The sequence below is a fragment of the Paenibacillus tianmuensis genome (assembly GCF_900100345.1).
Lineage (GTDB): Bacteria > Bacillota > Bacilli > Paenibacillales > NBRC-103111 > Paenibacillus_G > Paenibacillus_G tianmuensis.
The window spans coordinates 1-17816 of sequence record NZ_FMTT01000044.1 but is presented as its reverse complement, the minus strand read 5'-3'; the positions used below and the strand labels follow the sequence as shown (position 1 = coordinate 17816).

Annotated in this window: 20 protein-coding genes; 5 read left to right on the top strand and 15 right to left on the bottom strand. The window is 52.9% G+C overall.

What is annotated here, in order from left to right; all coding sequences use genetic code 11:
* Positions 1-30 precede the first annotated feature (30 nt).
* Entirely contained in the window at positions 31-951 is a 921-nt protein-coding gene (gene coaA, locus BLO51_RS22565; RefSeq protein WP_090675418.1) for a type I pantothenate kinase, read from the top strand.
* A 110-nt stretch (positions 952-1061) separates the two neighbouring features.
* On the opposite strand, the gene BLO51_RS22560 is transcribed toward coaA, so the two are convergent.
* The 8 genes from BLO51_RS22560 to BLO51_RS22525 form a co-directional block, all read right to left on the bottom strand.
* The gene (locus tag BLO51_RS22560) at positions 1062-1823 is read right to left on the bottom strand and encodes an SDR family NAD(P)-dependent oxidoreductase (RefSeq protein WP_090675416.1); all 762 of its coding nucleotides are present in this window, start codon (positions 1821-1823) and stop codon (positions 1062-1064) included.
* 39 nt (positions 1824-1862) lie between these two features.
* On the bottom strand, positions 1863-2525 hold the full coding sequence (locus tag BLO51_RS22555) for an RraA family protein (protein WP_090675414.1): 663 nt from the start codon (positions 2523-2525) through the stop codon (positions 1863-1865).
* Positions 2526-2556: 31 nt separating this feature from the next.
* Positions 2557-3387, bottom strand: coding sequence for a carbohydrate ABC transporter permease (locus BLO51_RS22550; RefSeq protein WP_090675412.1), 831 nt, complete (start codon positions 3385-3387; stop codon positions 2557-2559).
* Positions 3384-4268 carry a carbohydrate ABC transporter permease gene (locus BLO51_RS22545; protein ID WP_090675410.1) on the bottom strand — a complete coding sequence of 295 codons (885 nt, stop codon included), beginning with the start codon at positions 4266-4268 and terminating at the stop codon, positions 3384-3386. The genes BLO51_RS22550 and BLO51_RS22545 overlap by 4 nt, the downstream gene beginning before the upstream one ends.
* A 107-nt stretch (positions 4269-4375) precedes the next feature.
* A complete protein-coding gene (locus BLO51_RS22540; RefSeq protein WP_167670286.1) occupies positions 4376-5668 on the bottom strand; it encodes an ABC transporter substrate-binding protein in 1293 nt (430 codons plus the stop codon).
* A gap of 82 nt (positions 5669-5750) precedes the next feature.
* A complete protein-coding gene (locus tag BLO51_RS22535; RefSeq protein ID WP_090675406.1) occupies positions 5751-7460 on the bottom strand; it encodes an IlvD/Edd family dehydratase in 1710 nt (569 codons plus the stop codon).
* Positions 7461-7554: 94 nt separating this feature from the next.
* Positions 7555-8394 (bottom strand): amidohydrolase family protein, encoded by an 840-nt coding sequence (locus BLO51_RS22530; protein WP_090675404.1) that lies wholly within the window; start codon positions 8392-8394, stop codon positions 7555-7557.
* A 70-nt stretch (positions 8395-8464) separates the two neighbouring features.
* Positions 8465-9778 carry an aspartate aminotransferase family protein gene (locus tag BLO51_RS22525; RefSeq protein ID WP_090675403.1) on the bottom strand — a complete coding sequence of 438 codons (1314 nt, stop codon included), beginning with the start codon at positions 9776-9778 and terminating at the stop codon, positions 8465-8467.
* Between the two features lie 270 nt (positions 9779-10048).
* Here BLO51_RS22525 and BLO51_RS22520 point away from each other — a divergent pair, with 270 nt between their 5' ends.
* Both BLO51_RS22520 and BLO51_RS22515 read left to right on the top strand, forming a co-directional pair.
* Positions 10049-10840 carry an IclR family transcriptional regulator gene (locus tag BLO51_RS22520; RefSeq protein ID WP_090675401.1) on the top strand — a complete coding sequence of 264 codons (792 nt, stop codon included), beginning with the start codon at positions 10049-10051 and terminating at the stop codon, positions 10838-10840.
* Positions 10841-10965: 125 nt separating this feature from the next.
* Positions 10966-12306 carry a TrkH family potassium uptake protein gene (locus tag BLO51_RS22515; protein WP_090675463.1) on the top strand — a complete coding sequence of 447 codons (1341 nt, stop codon included), beginning with the start codon at positions 10966-10968 and terminating at the stop codon, positions 12304-12306.
* Between the two features lie 76 nt (positions 12307-12382).
* On the opposite strand, the gene BLO51_RS29895 is transcribed toward BLO51_RS22515, so the two are convergent.
* The 5 genes from BLO51_RS29895 to BLO51_RS30890 form a co-directional block, all read right to left on the bottom strand.
* Positions 12383-12637: an alpha/beta fold hydrolase gene (locus BLO51_RS29895; RefSeq protein ID WP_217266773.1), complete on the bottom strand. Its 255-nt coding sequence runs from the start codon at positions 12635-12637 to the stop codon at positions 12383-12385.
* Positions 12615-12884: an alpha/beta fold hydrolase gene (locus BLO51_RS30895; protein ID WP_217266772.1), complete on the bottom strand. Its 270-nt coding sequence runs from the start codon at positions 12882-12884 to the stop codon at positions 12615-12617. Before BLO51_RS30895 ends, BLO51_RS29895 begins: the two co-directional genes overlap by 23 nt.
* 19 nt (positions 12885-12903) lie before the next feature.
* Positions 12904-13821 (bottom strand): PadR family transcriptional regulator, encoded by a 918-nt coding sequence (locus tag BLO51_RS22505; RefSeq protein ID WP_090675400.1) that lies wholly within the window; start codon positions 13819-13821, stop codon positions 12904-12906.
* A gap of 202 nt (positions 13822-14023) precedes the next feature.
* A complete protein-coding gene (locus BLO51_RS22500) occupies positions 14024-14284 on the bottom strand; it encodes a type II toxin-antitoxin system Phd/YefM family antitoxin (RefSeq protein WP_090675398.1) in 261 nt (86 codons plus the stop codon).
* Between the two features lie 33 nt (positions 14285-14317).
* A complete protein-coding gene (locus tag BLO51_RS30890) occupies positions 14318-14452 on the bottom strand; it encodes a hypothetical protein (RefSeq protein WP_281180414.1) in 135 nt (44 codons plus the stop codon).
* 127 nt (positions 14453-14579) lie between these two features.
* Between BLO51_RS30890 and BLO51_RS22495 the strand changes: the two genes are divergently transcribed.
* Both BLO51_RS22495 and BLO51_RS29885 read left to right on the top strand, forming a co-directional pair.
* Positions 14580-14807: a helix-turn-helix domain-containing protein gene (locus BLO51_RS22495; protein WP_090675396.1), complete on the top strand. Its 228-nt coding sequence runs from the start codon at positions 14580-14582 to the stop codon at positions 14805-14807.
* Between the two features lie 867 nt (positions 14808-15674).
* Positions 15675-16163: a hypothetical protein gene (locus tag BLO51_RS29885; RefSeq protein WP_090675393.1), complete on the top strand. Its 489-nt coding sequence runs from the start codon at positions 15675-15677 to the stop codon at positions 16161-16163.
* Positions 16164-16336: 173 nt separating this feature from the next.
* Here the strand turns inward: BLO51_RS29885 and BLO51_RS22480 are convergent, their stop codons facing one another.
* Both BLO51_RS22480 and BLO51_RS22470 read right to left on the bottom strand, forming a co-directional pair.
* The gene (locus tag BLO51_RS22480; RefSeq protein WP_217266771.1) at positions 16337-17074 is read right to left on the bottom strand and encodes a C39 family peptidase; all 738 of its coding nucleotides are present in this window, start codon (positions 17072-17074) and stop codon (positions 16337-16339) included.
* Between the two features lie 502 nt (positions 17075-17576).
* Positions 17577-17816, bottom strand: a 240-nt coding sequence (locus BLO51_RS22470; RefSeq protein ID WP_143006940.1) for a transposase, incomplete at its 5' end; no start/stop codon positions are given.

The following is a 17816-nucleotide window of genomic DNA, read 5'->3' as shown; positions in this document are numbered from 1 at the left end:
ACTAAACCATTGATGGACAGCGAGGTCCCGATGAATCCGTACTCCCTCTATTATGAATTCGATCGTCAGGCATGGTCCGAACTGCCCGCTACCGCGCCGCTTCGCATTACGATGGAAGAGTTCGAGCAGCTCAAAGGCCTGAACGACAAAGTTCCGTTCCAAGAGGTCGAAGAAATTTATCTTCCCTTGACACGGTTTCTCGATCTGCTGGTGGAGAACGCCAGGACGCTTCACCGCACATCCGCTTCCTTCCTGCAGAACGGCGCCGAACCGGTTCCGTTCATTATCGGCATCGCCGGGAGCGTGGCCGTGGGCAAAAGCACGACGGCCAGACTGCTGCAGCTGCTGCTGTCGCGATGTTCGGAGCACCGGAACGTGGAGCTGATTACGACGGACGGCTTCTTGTTCCCGAACCGCGTGCTCGAGGAACGAGGACTCATGAAGCGCAAAGGCTTCCCGGAAAGCTACGACATCAAAAAACTGCTCCGGTTTATCCGCGATATTAAAGCGGGCAAGCCCGTCGTCCATGCGCCGGTTTATTCGCACTTATCGTATGATATCGTGCCGGACGAGGTGGAGACGATCCGCCAGCCCGATATTTTGATCATGGAAGGCATCAACGTCCTGCAAGTCGGGAAACAGTCCCAAGTGTTCGTCAGCGACTTTTTCGATTATTCGATCTATGTCGACGCGAAGGAAAAGGACATTGAGCAGTGGTACCTCGAACGGTTCCGGATGCTCCGCGAAACGGCGTTTCTCAATCCAAAGTCGTATTTTCACCGTTTTGCCCAGCTTTATGGCGAGGAGCTCGTTGCAACCGCTTCCGGCATCTGGAAGGACATCAACGCAGTCAACCTGCACGAGAACATTTTGCCGACCAAGGGACGCGCGAAGATGATTCTGGAAAAAGGGGCGAACCACGCCGTGCAGCGAGTATTCGTGCGGAAATGACACGGCAAAAAGCCGCCCCTTCCTTACGACAGCGCGAGCTTTAACGCCGAAGCGGCGTTAAAGCAGCGGTCAAGGAAGCAGACGGCTGTGCGCCCACAGGTCTGTTGTCGTTAAAACTCGCTCGCGTTCGCCAGATGTCCCCCGTCTACCGCGATCGTGGAACCGGTTACGTAACTGGACTCGTCAGATGCGAGAAACAGAAACACGTTCGCCACTTCGTCGATCGTGGCCGATCTTCGCATCGGCGTTCGCTCGGAAAAGGTCGGCAGCCCTTCCCGGATGCGCAGCTCGCGATCGAGCGGCGTCTCCACGAAGCCAGGCGCAACGACGTTCACACGGATGCCGTGCGGGGCCAGCTCTACGGCCATCGATTGCGACAGCAGGATGACACCCGCCTTCGAAGCGTTGTAATGCGCCAGCATCGAGCTGCCCGCAAGGCCGTTCTTGGAGCTCATGTTGACGATGCTTCCGCCCGTTCCTTGCCGGATCATCTGTTCAGCGGCCAACTGACCCAACCGGAACACGGCGCGCACGTTGATGTCCATCACCGCGTCCCAATGGGCCAGTGGGATGTCCAGAAACGATTCCCGGTACGCAATCCCGGCATTGTTGATCACAATGTCGATCCCCTGCCAGCGGTCGAATGCCTCCCCCGCCGCCTGCTCAAGCTGCTCCAGATCGCGCAGGTCGCACACCGACAAAGCAAGCCTCTCCGCCTGCCCGGCGAACTCCTCCCGCATTGCCTTCAGTTCGGTTTCGTTCCGGTCCAGCGCGATCACATTGGCCCCCTCCGCCAAAAAGCGTCCGACGATGCCCTTGCCGATCCCTTGGGCGCCGCCAGTGACAAGCGCACGTTTGCCACTAAGCCTCATGTTGCCTCTCCTCCTCTGCTTCTTTACTCCACTGTCTAGTTACAGCACGCCGTATTTGTCATACACTTCACGCAGCGTGCGGCCGGCCTTTAGCTCGTCGCGGGTATGATTTTCGCGGGTCACTTTGTCCATCGCGAGCCGCACCACCTCATCGACGACCGCGGCGGGAATGACGACAACGCCGTCCCGGTCGCCGAACACGACGTCTCCCGGATGGACCAACACGTCGCCGCACAGCACCGGCACGTCATATTCGATAACCAAGCCGCGCCCGCGGGAATCGACCGGCTTCGTGCCCGTCGCGAAGACCGGAAAATCCAGCTCCAGAATTTTTTTCGAATCGCGGATCAGACCGTCCACGACCGCGCCATGGGCGCCGCGAACTTGGGATGCGGTCGAGAGCAGTTCGCCCCATAGCCCGTTCTGACGGGAACGGTTCGTGCAGCCGATCACGATCTCGCCTGGCTTGATGCTGTCCACGGCGGCGATTTCCTGCGCGTACGGATCGTCCGGCAGATGATGCACGTCGACGGACAGCATCGTTTTCGCCCGCCCCGCAATGACCCAATCGGTGGATAACGGCGTCAAATCCTCTCTCATAACCTGATGGCGGTACCCCAGTTCGTCTAACGTATCGGAAATGACGGCGGAATACAAGTTTTTGCACATGGAATCAAACAATGGCTTATCGTTGTCGTACATCACTCTTCCTCCTCTATTAGGGTCCGCGGCTTCAGCCTTTCACGGCGCCTGCGGACAGCCCTTTCACGAAATAGCTTTGAAAAGCAAAAAACAATGCCAAAATCGGCACGAGCGTAAGCGTAATGCCTCCGAATAACAAGCTCAAATCCGACATGCCCTTCGCCCCGAAAAATTTGTACAGGCTGATGCTTACAGTCGGGAAATCCCTCGTATTGACCAGCACGAGCGGCAGCAGCAGATCGTTCCAAATGTAAATGAACTGCAGGATGACCAGCGTCGCCGTGGCAGGCTTGAGCAGCGGAAAAATGATCTGGAAAAACGTCCGCAACGGCGAGCATCCGTCCATATAGGCCGATTCCTCCAGCTCAAACGGAATGCCGCGGACGAAGCCCGCATACATGAAGATGCAGAATGGCGACAGCACCGCGACGTAGACGAGCGAAATGCCGTACATCGTTCCCTGCAGCTGAAGACTTTTCAGCAAAAATACGAGCGGAATAAGCGCCGACTGTACGGGAATCATGATGCACGAAACGTAAAACCAATACAGCGACCGGAACATCGGATGCGGAATGCGGGCCACGGCATAGGCTGCGAGCGCCGAGAAGACGATGCAGCAGACGAGCGCCATCGCGCCGATCCCGATCGTAATGCCGTAAGAGCGCAGGATGTCCATCCGTTCTATGGCCGTCAGTACGTTCTTCAAGCCATAAGACCAGTCGGGCAAGGACAGCGGGCTGGTCACGATCTGTTCGTGCGACTTGAACGTATTGATGGCAATCAGATACAGCGGTATCGAAATCAAGAGCGCAAGTCCAACGGCCAGCACTTCGGTGGCGAAGTAAGCGGATTTTCGTTTCATGCTCCGTGCGCCCCCTGTTCGTATTTTCTGGAAAGTGCGACGAAAAAGCAGGTGACGGCCAGCACGACCAACGTCATGACGAACGAAGCGGCCATGCCATACGCCATATCCGACGATTGGAACGCATACCGGTAAATGCGGATGGCGAGCGTCTCGCTGGCATTGGCGGGTCCTCCGCCCGTCAGGGCAAACGGCAGATCGAACAGACGGATGCCGTTCGCAAGTCCGATCAGCACGTTCACCGTAATGCCCGGCGCAATCATCGGCAGCACGATCGACACGAAGCGCCGCGGCCTTGATGCGCCGTCGAGCATGCCCGCTTCCAGCAGCTCGCCCGGCACGCCCTGCAGCGCCGCGAGATAAATGATTATGATTGGTCCCATCATCTGCCAGACGGTAATCAGGACGATCGTCGGGACGACATAATCCGGCGAATCTACCCAGGCGATGGTGACGGGACGGCCAGCGAGCGCAGACAGCCATTGGTTGGCCATGCCGCTGTTCGCGTCCAGAATGTATCTCCATACAAAAGCCGCGACGACGATCGGAATGACGTTCGGGATATAACAGAGCGCCCGCAGCACTTTTTTCGTCCGGAGCGGCTGATCGAGCAATACGGCGAAAAACAGCCCGAGCACGTTGGACAGGACGGCCGCCGATAGGCCGATCGCGAGCGTACGCCACAGCGAATGCACGAACACGTCTTCTTTGAAAATATCCGCATAATTTTTAAAGCCGATAAAGCTGTAGGTCCCTATGCCTTTCCAGTTGGTCAGACTGTAATAAAACGACTGCGCAATCGGAAAGATGAGAAACGTCAGCAAAATCAGCGTAATCGGCGTAACGAAGAGAAGTCCGGTCATAAAATATTTTTTCTGCATGGCTACCCCTTCCGGCGAAGATTGGCGGCAAAGAAGCGCAAAGCGGCGGCAACCGACGATCTGCCGCCCTGTGCTCTTCTCCTGTCAAAGCGGATCTGCCGGGCCTATTATTTGGACTTGGACTTGTCGTACTCTTTAACGAACCGTTCGGCGGCTTTATTGGCATCGCTGTTATACGTATATTCCTGCGCGGCTTGTCCCAAGGCGATCCAAGCCGGTCCCGGAACCGGTCCGGTGTTGGCGAAGGAGATAATGCGTCCGGTTTCCAGCCACTTCGGCACGTCCGCGTACGCCGGGTCCAGCTCGCCGACGCCGGGCATGGCGGGGAAGTTGCCTTTGACCTTCAGGATTTCGCCGTACGTTTCCTTCGAGAACAGCCAGTTTGCGAACTTGGCGGCTTCCTCCACGTTCTTGGACTTCGCGTTCAGCGCAAGCCCGTCCTCCGGCACGAAGATGACTCCGTTCTCGCTATCCGGCGCATAAGGGAGATTGGCGAAGCCCCAATCCAGATTCGAATTCAGCTTCCGGATCGCGCCCGCTTCCCAGGTGCCTCCGAGCAGCATGGCGGCTTCCCCGTTCGCGAACGCCTGTTGGGCAATCGCGTATTCGTTCGTAAAGCTGCCTTTGCGGACGTACTGGTTCAGCTCCTTGAACCGCTCGAAGCCTTCGCCCAGCAGCGCCTTGTTCTCCGGCTTGCTCCAATCGACGCTTCCGGCCAAATACGCTTTTTTGAACTCCTCATGCTTCAAAGCGTAATTCCCGAACGTCCAGTGAAACACATTGGCGATGGACGTTTCCCATTTGGAAGCGTATACAATTAAGTCTTTGCCTTTAGACTTCAGCTTCTTCCCGGCGTCCATGAACTCTTCCCACGTTTTGGGCGGGGCCGCATATCCAATGTCGGCAAGCAGCTTCTTGTTGTAATTGAGGCCAAGCACGCCAACGCCCAGCGTGAACGCCGCGTATTTGCCGTTATACATCGATGCTTGGCGGATCGATTCCGTATAGTTCCGGGTAGAGCTGAGCGGGCTCAGATCGTACAAGTATCCGCTCTCGTCCGCGAGCTTCGTCGTGACGTGTCCGATGTTGATCTGATACAGATCCGGCACGTCGCCGGTCGAAATTTTCGTCCTCAGCGAGTCGAAAATATTGCCGTCGGGCATCACTTCCGCCTTGATCGTCACGCCCGGGTTCTGGGACTCGTATTTCTTGACGAACTCGTCCACCTTGCCGTTGAATAGCGATTCGGCGACCAGCATGTACAGCGTGACGGACTTCTTGCCGTCCGCCTCGCCGCCCTTCGCTGGCTGTCCTCCGTTTGAGCAAGCGCTTACCATGGAAACCAGCAAAATGGCGGCGAGTCCGCCGGCCATCGCTTTTTTTGTCCCCTTCATCTTCATCGTTGGTGCCCCCTGTACGCTCAGATGTGTAACGCCAATCCGTCCGGCAAAGCTGGCCCGTAGGGGCCGGGAAATCCCGGCCCTACTTCCGCAGCTCCTTCGGGACGAGGAAGTCAAAGTCGCACCCTTTGTCCGCTTGCATAACACGCTCAATGTACAGCAACCCATAGCCCCGATCGTAATGCGGCTCAGGCGCAGTCCACCGTTCCCGGCGGCGCTCCAGCTCTTCGGCGTCCACCTCGAGATGCAGCCGCCGATTGGCGATATCCAGCTCGATCATGTCCCCGTCTTGCACGAGCGCCAGCGGGCCGCCGACCGCCGCTTCGGGGGCGGCGTGCACGATCAGCGCGCCGTAAGACGTGCCGCTGATCCGGGCGTCGGAGATGCGGACCATGTCGCGGACGCCGCGCAGCAGCAGCTTTTTAGGAATCGGGATTTGCCCGATTTCCGGCATCGCCGGAGCGCCTTTGGGCCCGGCATTCTTGAGCACCAGCACGCTGTTTTCGTCCACGTCAAGCTCCGGATCGTCGATGCGCCGATCGAGATCGGCCGGCGATTCGAACACGACCGCCCGTCCCCGGTGCTTCTTCAGATGCGGCGAGACCGCCGTCTGCTTGATCAGCGCGCCGTCCGGCGCCAGATTGCCGCGGAGCACGGCGATGCCGCCTTGCGGATCGAGCGGCTGGTCCAGCGGGTAGATCACGTTGCGGTCCAGCACCTCCACACCGCGCAGATTCTCGCTGATGGTACGGCCAGTCACGGTCAGGCAATCGCCGTGCAGCAGCCCTTCCATCTCCTTCATCAGCGCCGGGACGCCGCCGGCCTCGAAATATTCCTCCATCTGATACTGGCCGGAAGGCCGCAGATTGAGCAGGAACGGAGTCGCTGCGGCAATCTCGTCGAACTTCTCCAGCGGGAGCCGGATGCCGAGGCGGCCGGCAATCGCCACCAGGTGGATGATCGCATTCGTCGACCCGCCGCTGGCCATCGTCACGCGGATCGCATTTTCCAGCGCCGCTTCCGTCATGATCTCCCGCGGCCGGATGTCCGCTTTCACCAGATTAACGATCTGGCTGCCGGTGCGCTCCGCCATATGCCGCCTGCGGCTGTCCGGCGCAGGAATGGCCGCGCAGCCGGGCAGCGCCATGCCGAGCGCTTCGGCGATGGAAGCCATCGTGCTAGCCGTCCCCATCACCATGCAGTGGCCGTCGCTGCGGCAGATCGCGTTCTCCGCCGTCGCCAGCTGCTCGTCGTTGATATTACCCGCCTTATGCTCCAGCGTAAACTGGTAGCAATCCGTACACGCGCCCAGACTTCGGCCGTTCAACCGTCCGTTCAGCATCGGCCCACCCGTCAGCACGATGGCCGGAATGTTGGCGCTGGCGGCGGCCATCAGTTGGGCCGGCACCGTTTTGTCGCAGCCGCCGATCAGCACGACGCCGTCGATCGGGTGCGCCTTCAGCATTTCCTCCGTATCCATCGCCATCAGATTGCGAAGCAGCATCGTCGTCGGCTTGACATAAGGCTCGCCGATGGAAATCGTCGGAAACTCCATTGGGAGTCCCCCGGCTTGCCAGACGCCCCGCTTCACGTAATCGACCAGCTCATTGAAGTGGGAATGGCATTTGTTCAGCTCGCTGAACGTATTGCATATGCCGATGACCGGCTTGGCGAGATCCTCTTCCGTGTACCCCATCGATTTGGTAAACGAGCGGTGGATGAAACCCCACAGCCCTTCGTCGGCAAAATAAGCTTCGCCCCTGCGTTTTCCGTTGCCCGATTGTTCCGCCATTGCGCTTCCGTCTCCTTCTTGCGTGTCCCGCACGCGTTTCGTCCTTGGTCTGGCTCCATGCTCTTCAGCGCTTCAAGAAGCCTTGTCACAGTTATTATACAAGTCCAAGCAGCTCCGGCGTATTCCGATGCAAAATCTCTTCAATCACCTGCTCCGGCACGCGCGGCAGCGAGGTGCCCTCGGTGAACTGGTTAATGTTCCGCAGCGCGTCGATCATCTGCTGCGTCGTAAAGAACGGATAATCTGATCCAAACAATATTTTATGCGTTACCCCGTACTCGCAAGCCGACACCAGCGCATTGTAAAACTGCCACGGGCGGGAGCCCAGCGCCGACAGATCCATGTACAGGTTCGGATGTTTGCGGACAACGGAGATACATTCGTCCACCCAAGGATGCCCCATATGGGCGATTACCATCTTTAAATTAGGGAACGCCCGGGCGATCGGATCAAGTGCCGCCGGTCGGGAGGCGTCGAGGTACCCTTCCGGCACGAACGATGTGCCCTGATGCCACAGAATCGGCACGCCCAGCTCGTCCGCCTTCGCATAGAGCGGAAAATGCTCCTTCGCCTCCGGGTAAAAGTTTTGGTAGATCGGACCGAGCTTCAAGCCCTTCAGCCCGAGTTCCTTCACCGCCGATTCCAGCAGGCTTGCCGCATTCAGCCGGTTCGGATCGACGCTGGCGAAGCCGAACAGCTTGCCGGGATGCTTGGCTACGTAGTCCGCGACGTACTCGTTCGGCACGTTGAGCCCGGTGGCCGGGGCGTCGAAGGCCAGCACGATTGCGCCGGCGATATCCTTGAACAGCTCCCAGTGCCCTTCCGGCGTCACGAGCATTTCCTGCCCGTCTCCCCAAGCCCGTTTGGCCGCCTCCAGCGTAGCTCCGCCGAACTGGCCCGGGCCGAATACGTGCGTATGGCAATCGAAGATCATCTCTTGTGCTACCTCCCCGCGTCGTTTGTCTGTATGATAACCTGTCCGTTCATCTACGCGCTTCTCCGCCTCACAGCTTTCCTTCGCTGCGGAGCTCCTTCAGCACGTCTTCGATGCATTGGAGCGTATGGTCGATATCTTGCTCGGTATGGCTAAAGCTGACATGATTGCGCTTGATATTCATCGGCATTTTGAAGATGCCCCGCTCCATCAGCTTCCGGCGGTACGATACGTACAATTCGGCGTCGTTGTCCTTCAGATCGGTGTAATTCAGCGGCTCGCGGTCCATGAAATAGGTCGTCCATACGGACCCGAAGCCGGCGACGTACGCCTGAATGCCCATCCGCTCGTGAATATCGCGAATCCCTTGCCGCATCCGTTCGCCCAAGCGGAAAATGTGCTCGTGCACGCCTGACGTCTCCATCATCTCGATGGTCGCGATCGAGGCCGCCGTGCCGACGGCATGGCCGTTGTACGTTCCCGCGAACCAAACGTCCCCGCCCGGATTCGTATTAAAACGCATCATCAGCTCGTTCTTGCCTGCGACCGCCGCGATCGGAAAGCCGTTGGCCATCGCTTTACCCATCGTCGTCAGGTCCGGCGTCACCCCGCATACCTTCTGGTAGCCGCCGATGTCGTGCCGGAAGCCGGTGATGACCTCGTCGAAAATCAGCACCGCGCCATACCGCGTGCACAGCTCCCGCAGCCCCTGCAGGAATCCCGGCTGCGGCATCACGCAGCCGATGTTGTGGGGCACCGGCTCCACGATCAGCGCGGCAACCTCGCCCGGATTCGCTTCGAACGTCCGCTGCACGTCATCCAGATCGTTGAACGTACAGATCAGCGTATTGTCGATCGCTTCGTCCATCATCCCGGCGGACCCCGGGTCGCGCTTGCCGATCATGTCCCATGCGCTGAGCATGTTGCGGGCGACATAGTCATGCCAGCCGTGATAGCAGCCCTGGAACTTGATCAGCTTCGCCCGTCCGGTCACCGCCCGCGACAGCCGGATGGCATGGTAGGTCGCTTCCGAGCCGGAGTTACAGAACAGCACTGATTCCGCCGACGGGACATGCTTGCAAATTTTCTCCGCCAGCTCGATCTCCAGATCCGTCGTGCCGACCCCGTAAAGATCGGTGCGCTCCAGCGCCTCCACGACCCGTTGGGTGACGTAAGGGTGACGATGTCCGAGGACGAACGGCCCGAAGGCCCCTTGGTAATCGATATAGCGGTTGCCGTCCGCATCGTAGATGTAAGCGCCTTCTGCTTTCGTGAAAATAAGATGCGGTGTTATATTACGAATCGACGTATGCACGCCGCCCGGGGTGTAGCGCAGCGCCCGTTCGTACAGCTCGCTCGATGCTTCCGTTTTTAATCCGTTCATGAAATCACTCCTCAAGTTTGAATGGCGTTTAGCATGTAAAACGTTATTTAATTTAAAAGTAAACGCTTCCCGTTTGTTTGTCAATATGGTATTTGAAGGTGAACCGTCCTGCTCCACTGATTCATTATCGGTGGAAACCGGATGTGCGCTATGGTTGTTCGCGGAAAGTTCGAGCACTTTCCATGAGCAATGAAAGCGCTTGACGCAAAGGACCGTGTTTTTGTATGATGAACATTGTTTAAACTAAATCAAATTTAAGGCGGAACGATTATGGCTACGGGTAAAAAATATAACGTCCCCGCATTGGAGAAGGCGATCGCCATCATCGAAACGCTGTCCCAGCGCGAAGAGCCTGTCGGCGTCAGCGACTTGTGCAAGCTCGTGGACATCCCGAAAACGAGCGTTTTCTTCATTCTCAATACGCTGGAGCAGCATCAATATATCATCAAAAGCCCTGACGGCAAGTACAGTCTCGGCTCCAAATTCATCCATATCGGCCTGTCCACGCTGAACCGGATTGATATCCGCACCGCAGCCCGGGTGTCCATGGAGCGGTTGCTCGGCGAAACGGGCTTTACCGTGCACCTCGCCATACTCGATAACTTTGAGCCGATGTACATCGAGAAGGTCGAGAGCCAGACATTTGTCAAATTCGCCTCCTATATCGGGCAGCGGCAGCCGCTTCACGCCTCAGGCGTCGGCAAGGCGCTGGCCGCCTTCATGCCGCAGGACTTGCTGGAGCAGGCGATCCGCGAGAAAGGACTGCCGGAGAAAACGGAGAAAACGATTACAAATGTCCACGATTTCATGGCGGAAATCGAGGCGATCCGCAGGCAGGGATATGCCGTGGAGGACGAGGAAGGCGAGTCGGGAGTACGCTGCATCGGAGCCCCGGTATTCGATCATTACGGGCAGCTCAAGGCGGCGGTCAGCATCACCGCTTTGCGGACGGAGCTTCCGATCCACGACATCCTTGGCGTCAGCGAGAAGGTCAAGCGTGCAGCGCTGGATATTTCGAGGCAGCTCGGGTATGTCCAGACGCTGGAACCGGAGCCGAATTAAGCGGCAGCCGCCTAAGCCTTTCGGGCCATGTTCACCTTACGCATAGTGAAATCCGCATCGTACCATGCTATGATATGGAAGACCATGACTACATCCGTGGGAAACATGACCTTGAGGTGAATCCGGTGCAAACTCCGGCCAAATTGATCAAAATAACCCCGCCGCGCGTACTGGCGGGGGGCTTTGCTCTCATTATTATAATCGGCTCTTTTCTGCTAACCCTGCCGGCCGCCTCTACGGACGGGCAGTCCATGAGATACATCGACGCTTTGTTTATGGCAACGTCGGCTACCTGCGTCACCGGACTGATTGTTGTCGATACCGGCGTTCATTTTTCGTTGTTCGGGCAGATCGTTCTGCTGCTGATGGTGCAGTTGGGCGGACTCGGCTTCATGACAATGGCCACCTGGTTCACGCTGGCGTTGAAGCGCCGTGTCTCGCTGCGGGACCGTCTGTTATTGAAAGAGTCGATGAACCATGCCAACATTGACGGCATCGTCCGGTTGATCATCCGGGTATTCCTGTATTCGATAACCATTGAAGGGATCGCTGCGTTCTACTTCATGCTGCGCTGGTCACAGGAGATGCCGCTCGGGAAGGCCGCCTATTTCGGCCTGTTCCATGCCGTGTCGATCTTTAACAACGCGGGCTTCGAATTGTTCGGCGGGTTCCGCAGCTTAACGCCTTACGTCAACGATATCGGCATCAATCTCGTTTCCATGATGCTCATCTTTTTCGGCGGAATCGGGTTTATCGTCATCTCGGAGCTGATCGAATTTCCCAAGACCCGCAAGCTGTCCTTGCACAGCAAGGTCGTCTTGTCAACGAACGGCATTCTGGTGCTGACGGGCGCCGTGCTCATTCTGATCTTCGAATTCACCAATGCGAAGACGCTGGGCAGCATGCCTTGGGACACGAAAATCGTCGCCTCTTTCTTCCAATCGATGACTTTGCGCTCCGCCGGCGTCAACACGCTCGACATCGCTGAGCTTCGGACCGCCACGCAGTTTCTGATGATTATCATGATGTTCATCGGCGCAGCTCCCGGCTCTACCGGAGGAGGCATCCGGCTCACGACGTTCGCGATCCTGGTCGGGGCTTTCGTGGCGATGCTGCGCGGCAAGGAAGACGTCGTGCTGTTCCGCCACCGGCTGCCTGAGAAGGACATCTACAAAGCCGTCACGTTCACCCTGACCGCCGTATTGTTCCTCGCATTCGCGACGATGCTGCTGTCCACCTTCCAAGACCAGGATTTTCTAAAAATCTTGTTCGAGACGACCTCGGCCTTCGGTACGGTAGGCCTCAGCATGGGGTTGACCGCCGACCTGACGTTTGCCGGCAAAATTTTGATGATTTGCGTCATGTTTATTGGACGAGTGGGACTTGTGACGCTGGCGTTCGCCTTGCAGCCGAATCCGAAAAAAGAGCTGTACCGGTATCCGGAAGGGAAAATCACCATCGGATGAAGACGGGAGAGGAGACTGCCCAGCAAAGGCGCGGCCTTCACCGTATCGCTGCCACTCCCCCTAGAGCCGATGCTTGTTATAGCTTTTCCGATTCCAAAAAAGGGATGATTTGAGCGGCAAGGTGGGTAAGAACATGCCCGGCATCCGGTAAAATTTGAATTCGGGCATGCGGAAGCAAGCTTCCCAATCGCTTGGCCGTCTTGGCGGAATGAAGCATAATATCCTTTGCGCCCACGAACAGAACGACAGACATCGTTAGCCGCTTTAATTCGTCGTCGGCAAACAAAGGAATCTGCTCGCGGCGGTAATTAAAGTTTTTTCCAATCAGCATATACCCGGAAACTGCGGGAATACTCCCGCGCCTCTCCGAGCCACATGGCCAAATTCATCCCGGCGCCGTGAAGCAGCAGCAGGGGCGGAGCGGCCTTTTCGCCGCTGGCGATCACAAACGTATCTCCATAACGGGTAGGAACGTACAATGTTTCATGCGGCGACGTCCACTGCTTGAGCAGCGAATCGTACATGCTGTAGACCTCGTTTTTCCCTTCTGCGGATTTAAACGCAACATGAACTTTCATCTGATTGTGCTCCATTTCATTACAAGTCCAGAAGCCATCCCTCAGCTTCCCCGGTGCTGCCGAATACCCTGAAATCATTTCCTTTGTTAGCTTCGGCCAGCAGCTCTTTAAATCTCCCTTTCACAACCTGCTCGTTCGTTATTATAAGGGCTGCTTTCACACGATAGTTCACGAATTTTTGCAGCATCTCTCCTGCCAGACCCGTTCTAAGGTTGAAGAAATCGTCGGAAAGCGCCTCCGCGTGAAGCACCAGTAGATTGGTATCATTTTCGAGGCATGCCGCGATAAGATCCAATGCATCTTGTCCTGTGCGCAGCGGTGTTTCGACAGAAGCGCATTCCACGTATTTTTTCGTACCTCTTTCAATGACTTGAAATTTCATTGGATTGGCCTCCTTCTCCATGGGAATCCGCAGTTCGCTGCGAAGCTTTTGAATCCATTCCCATTCACGTTTATAGAAATCGATTAAACTATCGTAGATCATATCCCATAAGTAGATCTCCCTGGCGGTTCTGCCGGGTGAAAACGGGCCTCTGAGCTTTTTTTCCTGCTGCAATAAAACCTGCGCCCGGACTTCCTCTTCATATTTTGTAAACAGAGCGTTCAATTCGTCCGTGCTTAGCTGATCCGCCCAAGCAAGCTGAATCAGAAACGATTTCTTCAAATCCGGAGGTTCGGGCGTGGAAAGCACCCAGTACTTCAGTTCGGCCGCTCCTTCTTTCGTGATCGTATAAATCTTTTTCGAGGGCGAGCTCTCCTGGTGCTGAACTTCGCAGGTCACGAAGCATTCGTCCAGCAGTTGCACCAGCGATCTGTAGATCTGATTGTTGCTGGCCGACCAGTACATGAAGGGGGAGTCTTGAATGATTTTTTTCATATCGTAGCCCGTGACAGACTTCCAGCTTAAAATCCCCAGAATGGCGTGTGCAATGGACATATTAGTTGCTCCTTGTTCAGTAACATATGTTAACAGTAACATGTGTTACTGGATATCGCAACATTCGGTGTGGAATGAATCTGCCTCTCCAGCATCAGGCAAAACAAAAAGCCCTTCATTGTAGAGGGCTTGCGGAACATGTCTGTATTTGCTTGTTTTCTTGGGCCATCCGTTTCCTATATTAATCCCATTTTTGGGAAAATCAATTCACTTTCCTCCGCAGGTTTGCCATGACTTGATCATGATCCAATAGTTCAGCGCCTTCGGCAACTTGCTTCTCGGCTACCAGAAGCTTGGCTTGCAATTTGATTCTGGCTTCCATACGGCGAAAAGCTTCATGGCTCATCACCACCAAATCGGCTTCTCCATTGCGTGTTAGCACAACGGGTTCATCAATCTCATGGCAAAACTTCGAAAACCCGTTGTAATCCTGACGAATGGTCGTAGACGGTTTTATATGCATCGTTTCACGCCCTTTCCTATACTATTAGTCTGACTATAATTTATCATTATTTATCGTATCCATGGCATTCATTTTTTCATTTTCGTATTCCCAAGACTTCTTCTCCGCTTCCCAAACCATCTGGATATCCTGAAAATCTTTCAACAGTTTTCTTAGCCCTATACTCATCATTTCCTCCTTCGCAGTTAAGCCACATTTATTATAACAAAAATATCATCAAGTCAATTATTATAGTCAACTTTTTGATCATTTTCGTTAACTTTGATATCATGAAGATAAAGGGAGGGAAAAAGTTTTGATCATCAATAAGTTAAGCGAAATCATGGGGCGCAAACGTCTAAAAATATCCGACGTAGTGGATGGTACAGGCCTTGCCCGTAATACGGTGACCGAACTTTATCATGGGCGGGCTAAAAGAATTGACCTTGAGACATTAGACAAGCTCTGCTTATATTTGAATGTTAGTGTCGGCAAGATATTTGAGCATGAGGGCGAAAGAAAAGAGTCCTTGCCAGCGGATTAAGCGGGCAGGGACTCTTTCTCGTACAAAACATGCAATTGATAGTTTATAATTTTTCCTTTGCTTATACTCGAAATTTCCACAATCAGCAGGCCCTCCTCTAAAGACTTATAGCCGTGCCCGAACATCAGCATCGTACGTGATAGATACCAGTACCCAGATGTTGCAACAAAGTTTGCCCCCAATTCTGTACACGTCCGGTCCATTTCCGCAAGACATCCATCGTGAACAAATAAAGCATTAAGCAATGACTGTGGGCATATGAGGCATCAAAATTTGCTTGCCATCAGACTTAATTATTGTATGGCAATTGCCGTCGCGGCAGTTCTATTTATGGGACTATCCATTTTTTTGGAGTCTGTAGGAACGAATTTGGTGGAATTACCGCTTATCTCTGTAGGAAGCTGCATTCCGGAGGTGGAGAGTAATGCCCTTGGTAAGTCTGTTTTTCATTTTTCATCAGGTATTTTATTCGGGATATTGATTCCCAAACCGTATATGTCAACGCGGCCGCTGTATAGCGGTGTTGATTTTGTGTCCCTCTTTAGCCTACGAGTTCTCAAACCATTATTCTAAGAGTGTAAATTGAATAAACGCCGCTTCATCAGTACTTTGTTTAATCGCGGGCATATATGAAAAACCTAAGGAGTTAGAACTATTGAAGATTTTTGATGTTATGGAGCCGTTGTTGGCTACAATTGTCCGTTCCCCGGTCTTTAAGTTAACTGCGTTGATGTTTAACATCGAAGTACGATAGAACAATATATCATCAACAATGAAAGGTGAGTCCGTTGTTGTATTTGATGTTTTTTCTTTTACTTTATGGAGGATTTCGCCTGACGAATAGGAAGCTATCGTAACTTCTCCATCTTGTGTCCAAACGAGCCAATCGTTGCTGGCGGTGATATCAAAATTTACACGGCTCCGAACCGTAAAATTATTAACTCTTTAGTAGGTTACTTAGATAAACTGTTTTGGGTGGAATACGAAAGAAAACGTGATGAAAAGGGCGATCTTCCCTGGCAACTTAAATGCATGGACCTTCGCACCCAAAAAATAACAACGGTTCGTAAAGGGGTCGGTCAAGATCAAATTTTGCCTCCCATATTAAGAATACATAAAGACAAATTAACTTGGATTGAAAAGGAAATTGTCAAAGGGGTTGTATTAAGCCACTTGTATGTTGCAATTGCGGATTCACCGCCCTTGAAAATATACAGCGCTTCATTAAATGAAGTAAATAAGGAGCAGAGAAGCGGTGTTTTTCTGGACATACAGCGTCCCAGGAATGGAAAAAGAGGAGGCTACATTACTATTTTTCTGTACCTCCGGCGTATTGGATGCTTGTTCAGTAGATGATGGATCTTTGCTAGTATTTGTGGGGGACGCATGTTTGCTATAAAAAATAAATGCAATAGAAACACAGATAGCAATGCTTATTGAAAAACCTACAATCGCTTTTCTTTTCATACGTTATTATCTCCTAAGAACAGGCGAGGAAGAATCCTCGCCTGTTTTGATTTGAATGAATATTACCAAAGAATTGCTTTTCTAAAATGAGCTTGGTTGGCATTCCAAACCCCATCCATTGGGTGCCAAACATTTCCCAACGTAACGCCGCGATTGCCTTGGTCGAAAGGATCTGTCAACCGGATTTCAGGTGCGCTTCCATAAACGTAATCATAGCCAGAAGCGTTTAAAATATGCCCTTCAACTTCGGCGGTATACTTCGGCATATTTTGCGGGGTGATTTTCAAGTCGAGCACTGTAGGATAAGAAGCGTTGATATCGATTTCCAGTGTGTTTTTCCAGTCGCTAAACTCGTTGTCGTTGAACGACTTGTAAATATACGTTGTTTTTGATTGATTTGCATTAAGGACGTCATCTACTTTGGAAAAGTCTGTTCCATCCTTTGTTGTTCCAAGTTGCTTTGCATAATCTTGTTGCGACAAGGAGCTGCCATTAAAAAAATGTAGCACTTGTTTTGTTGTTGCTGGCCCGCACCAGTAACTTGTTTCTTGTTTGAAGCTGGGTACAGCAATTTCCTTCTGACTTCCGGCAGCCAAAAATGAAGCTCGATTAAGTTTATAAGTGGCTAATTCTTTCTCCTTGATCGCTTCAGCTTGAATTTGTTTAGGAGATTTGATGTCGGGCGTAAATGCCGGGTTATCGCCAGTCCCAGCAGCAAAAGCATGAACTGGGCTGACGGACAATGCGAACAAGCTTACTGCACAAACCTTCAAAAACGATACATTTTTGACTTTTGCCACGAAAACACCTCCATAAAAAAATTTTAATATCCAGTTGTTTACATGTTGTCAAAATTGATTAGGTTTGTTTAACTACTGTAGTCATTTTTGGACAAGTTTCCGTCGACGAAATGCCAATCCATAATTTATAATAATTTCATAATAAATGTTAATAGTACATTCTATCTATTTTATTCAGGAAATTAACCGGAAAATTCATATCTAATTACAATAATTAACAATAACACTTAAGATTGTAGAAATTTATCGAAAATGTTTACTTTTGTTCAACCTAACTTCCTTGAGAAGAACGGGCAATATCAAAAAAAACTTTAACTCATTGTCAAGTGATATACCGTTTGCTATAATCACTTGTATAATTTCAATAAAAAGGGGAAATTGCATGAAGATGGATATGAAAGCACAAAGAAAAACCATCTCAGATTTCATCTTCCAACTTAGAAAAGAGAAAAATTTGAGATATTCTGAACTAGGGCGTGTCTGAAAACTCATCATAGTGGAACTACTTCAACAAAATCATGGCAGAAGCCAAAAAAGCAAAGCTCAAAAAGTTTCGAGAAAGTTTATCGTAGCGTGTTGCGATCCCACGGAATTGTTTGAGTTTGTTGAAAAAACATTCCACAACATGCCGTTCTTTATACTGGTAAAAGTCGCATTCCCAAGGATTTGCCGTATTCGATTTTGGAGGGATGCAGAACGTTGCGTCTTGGGATTCGATATACGTTCGAATGTCATGGGTGCC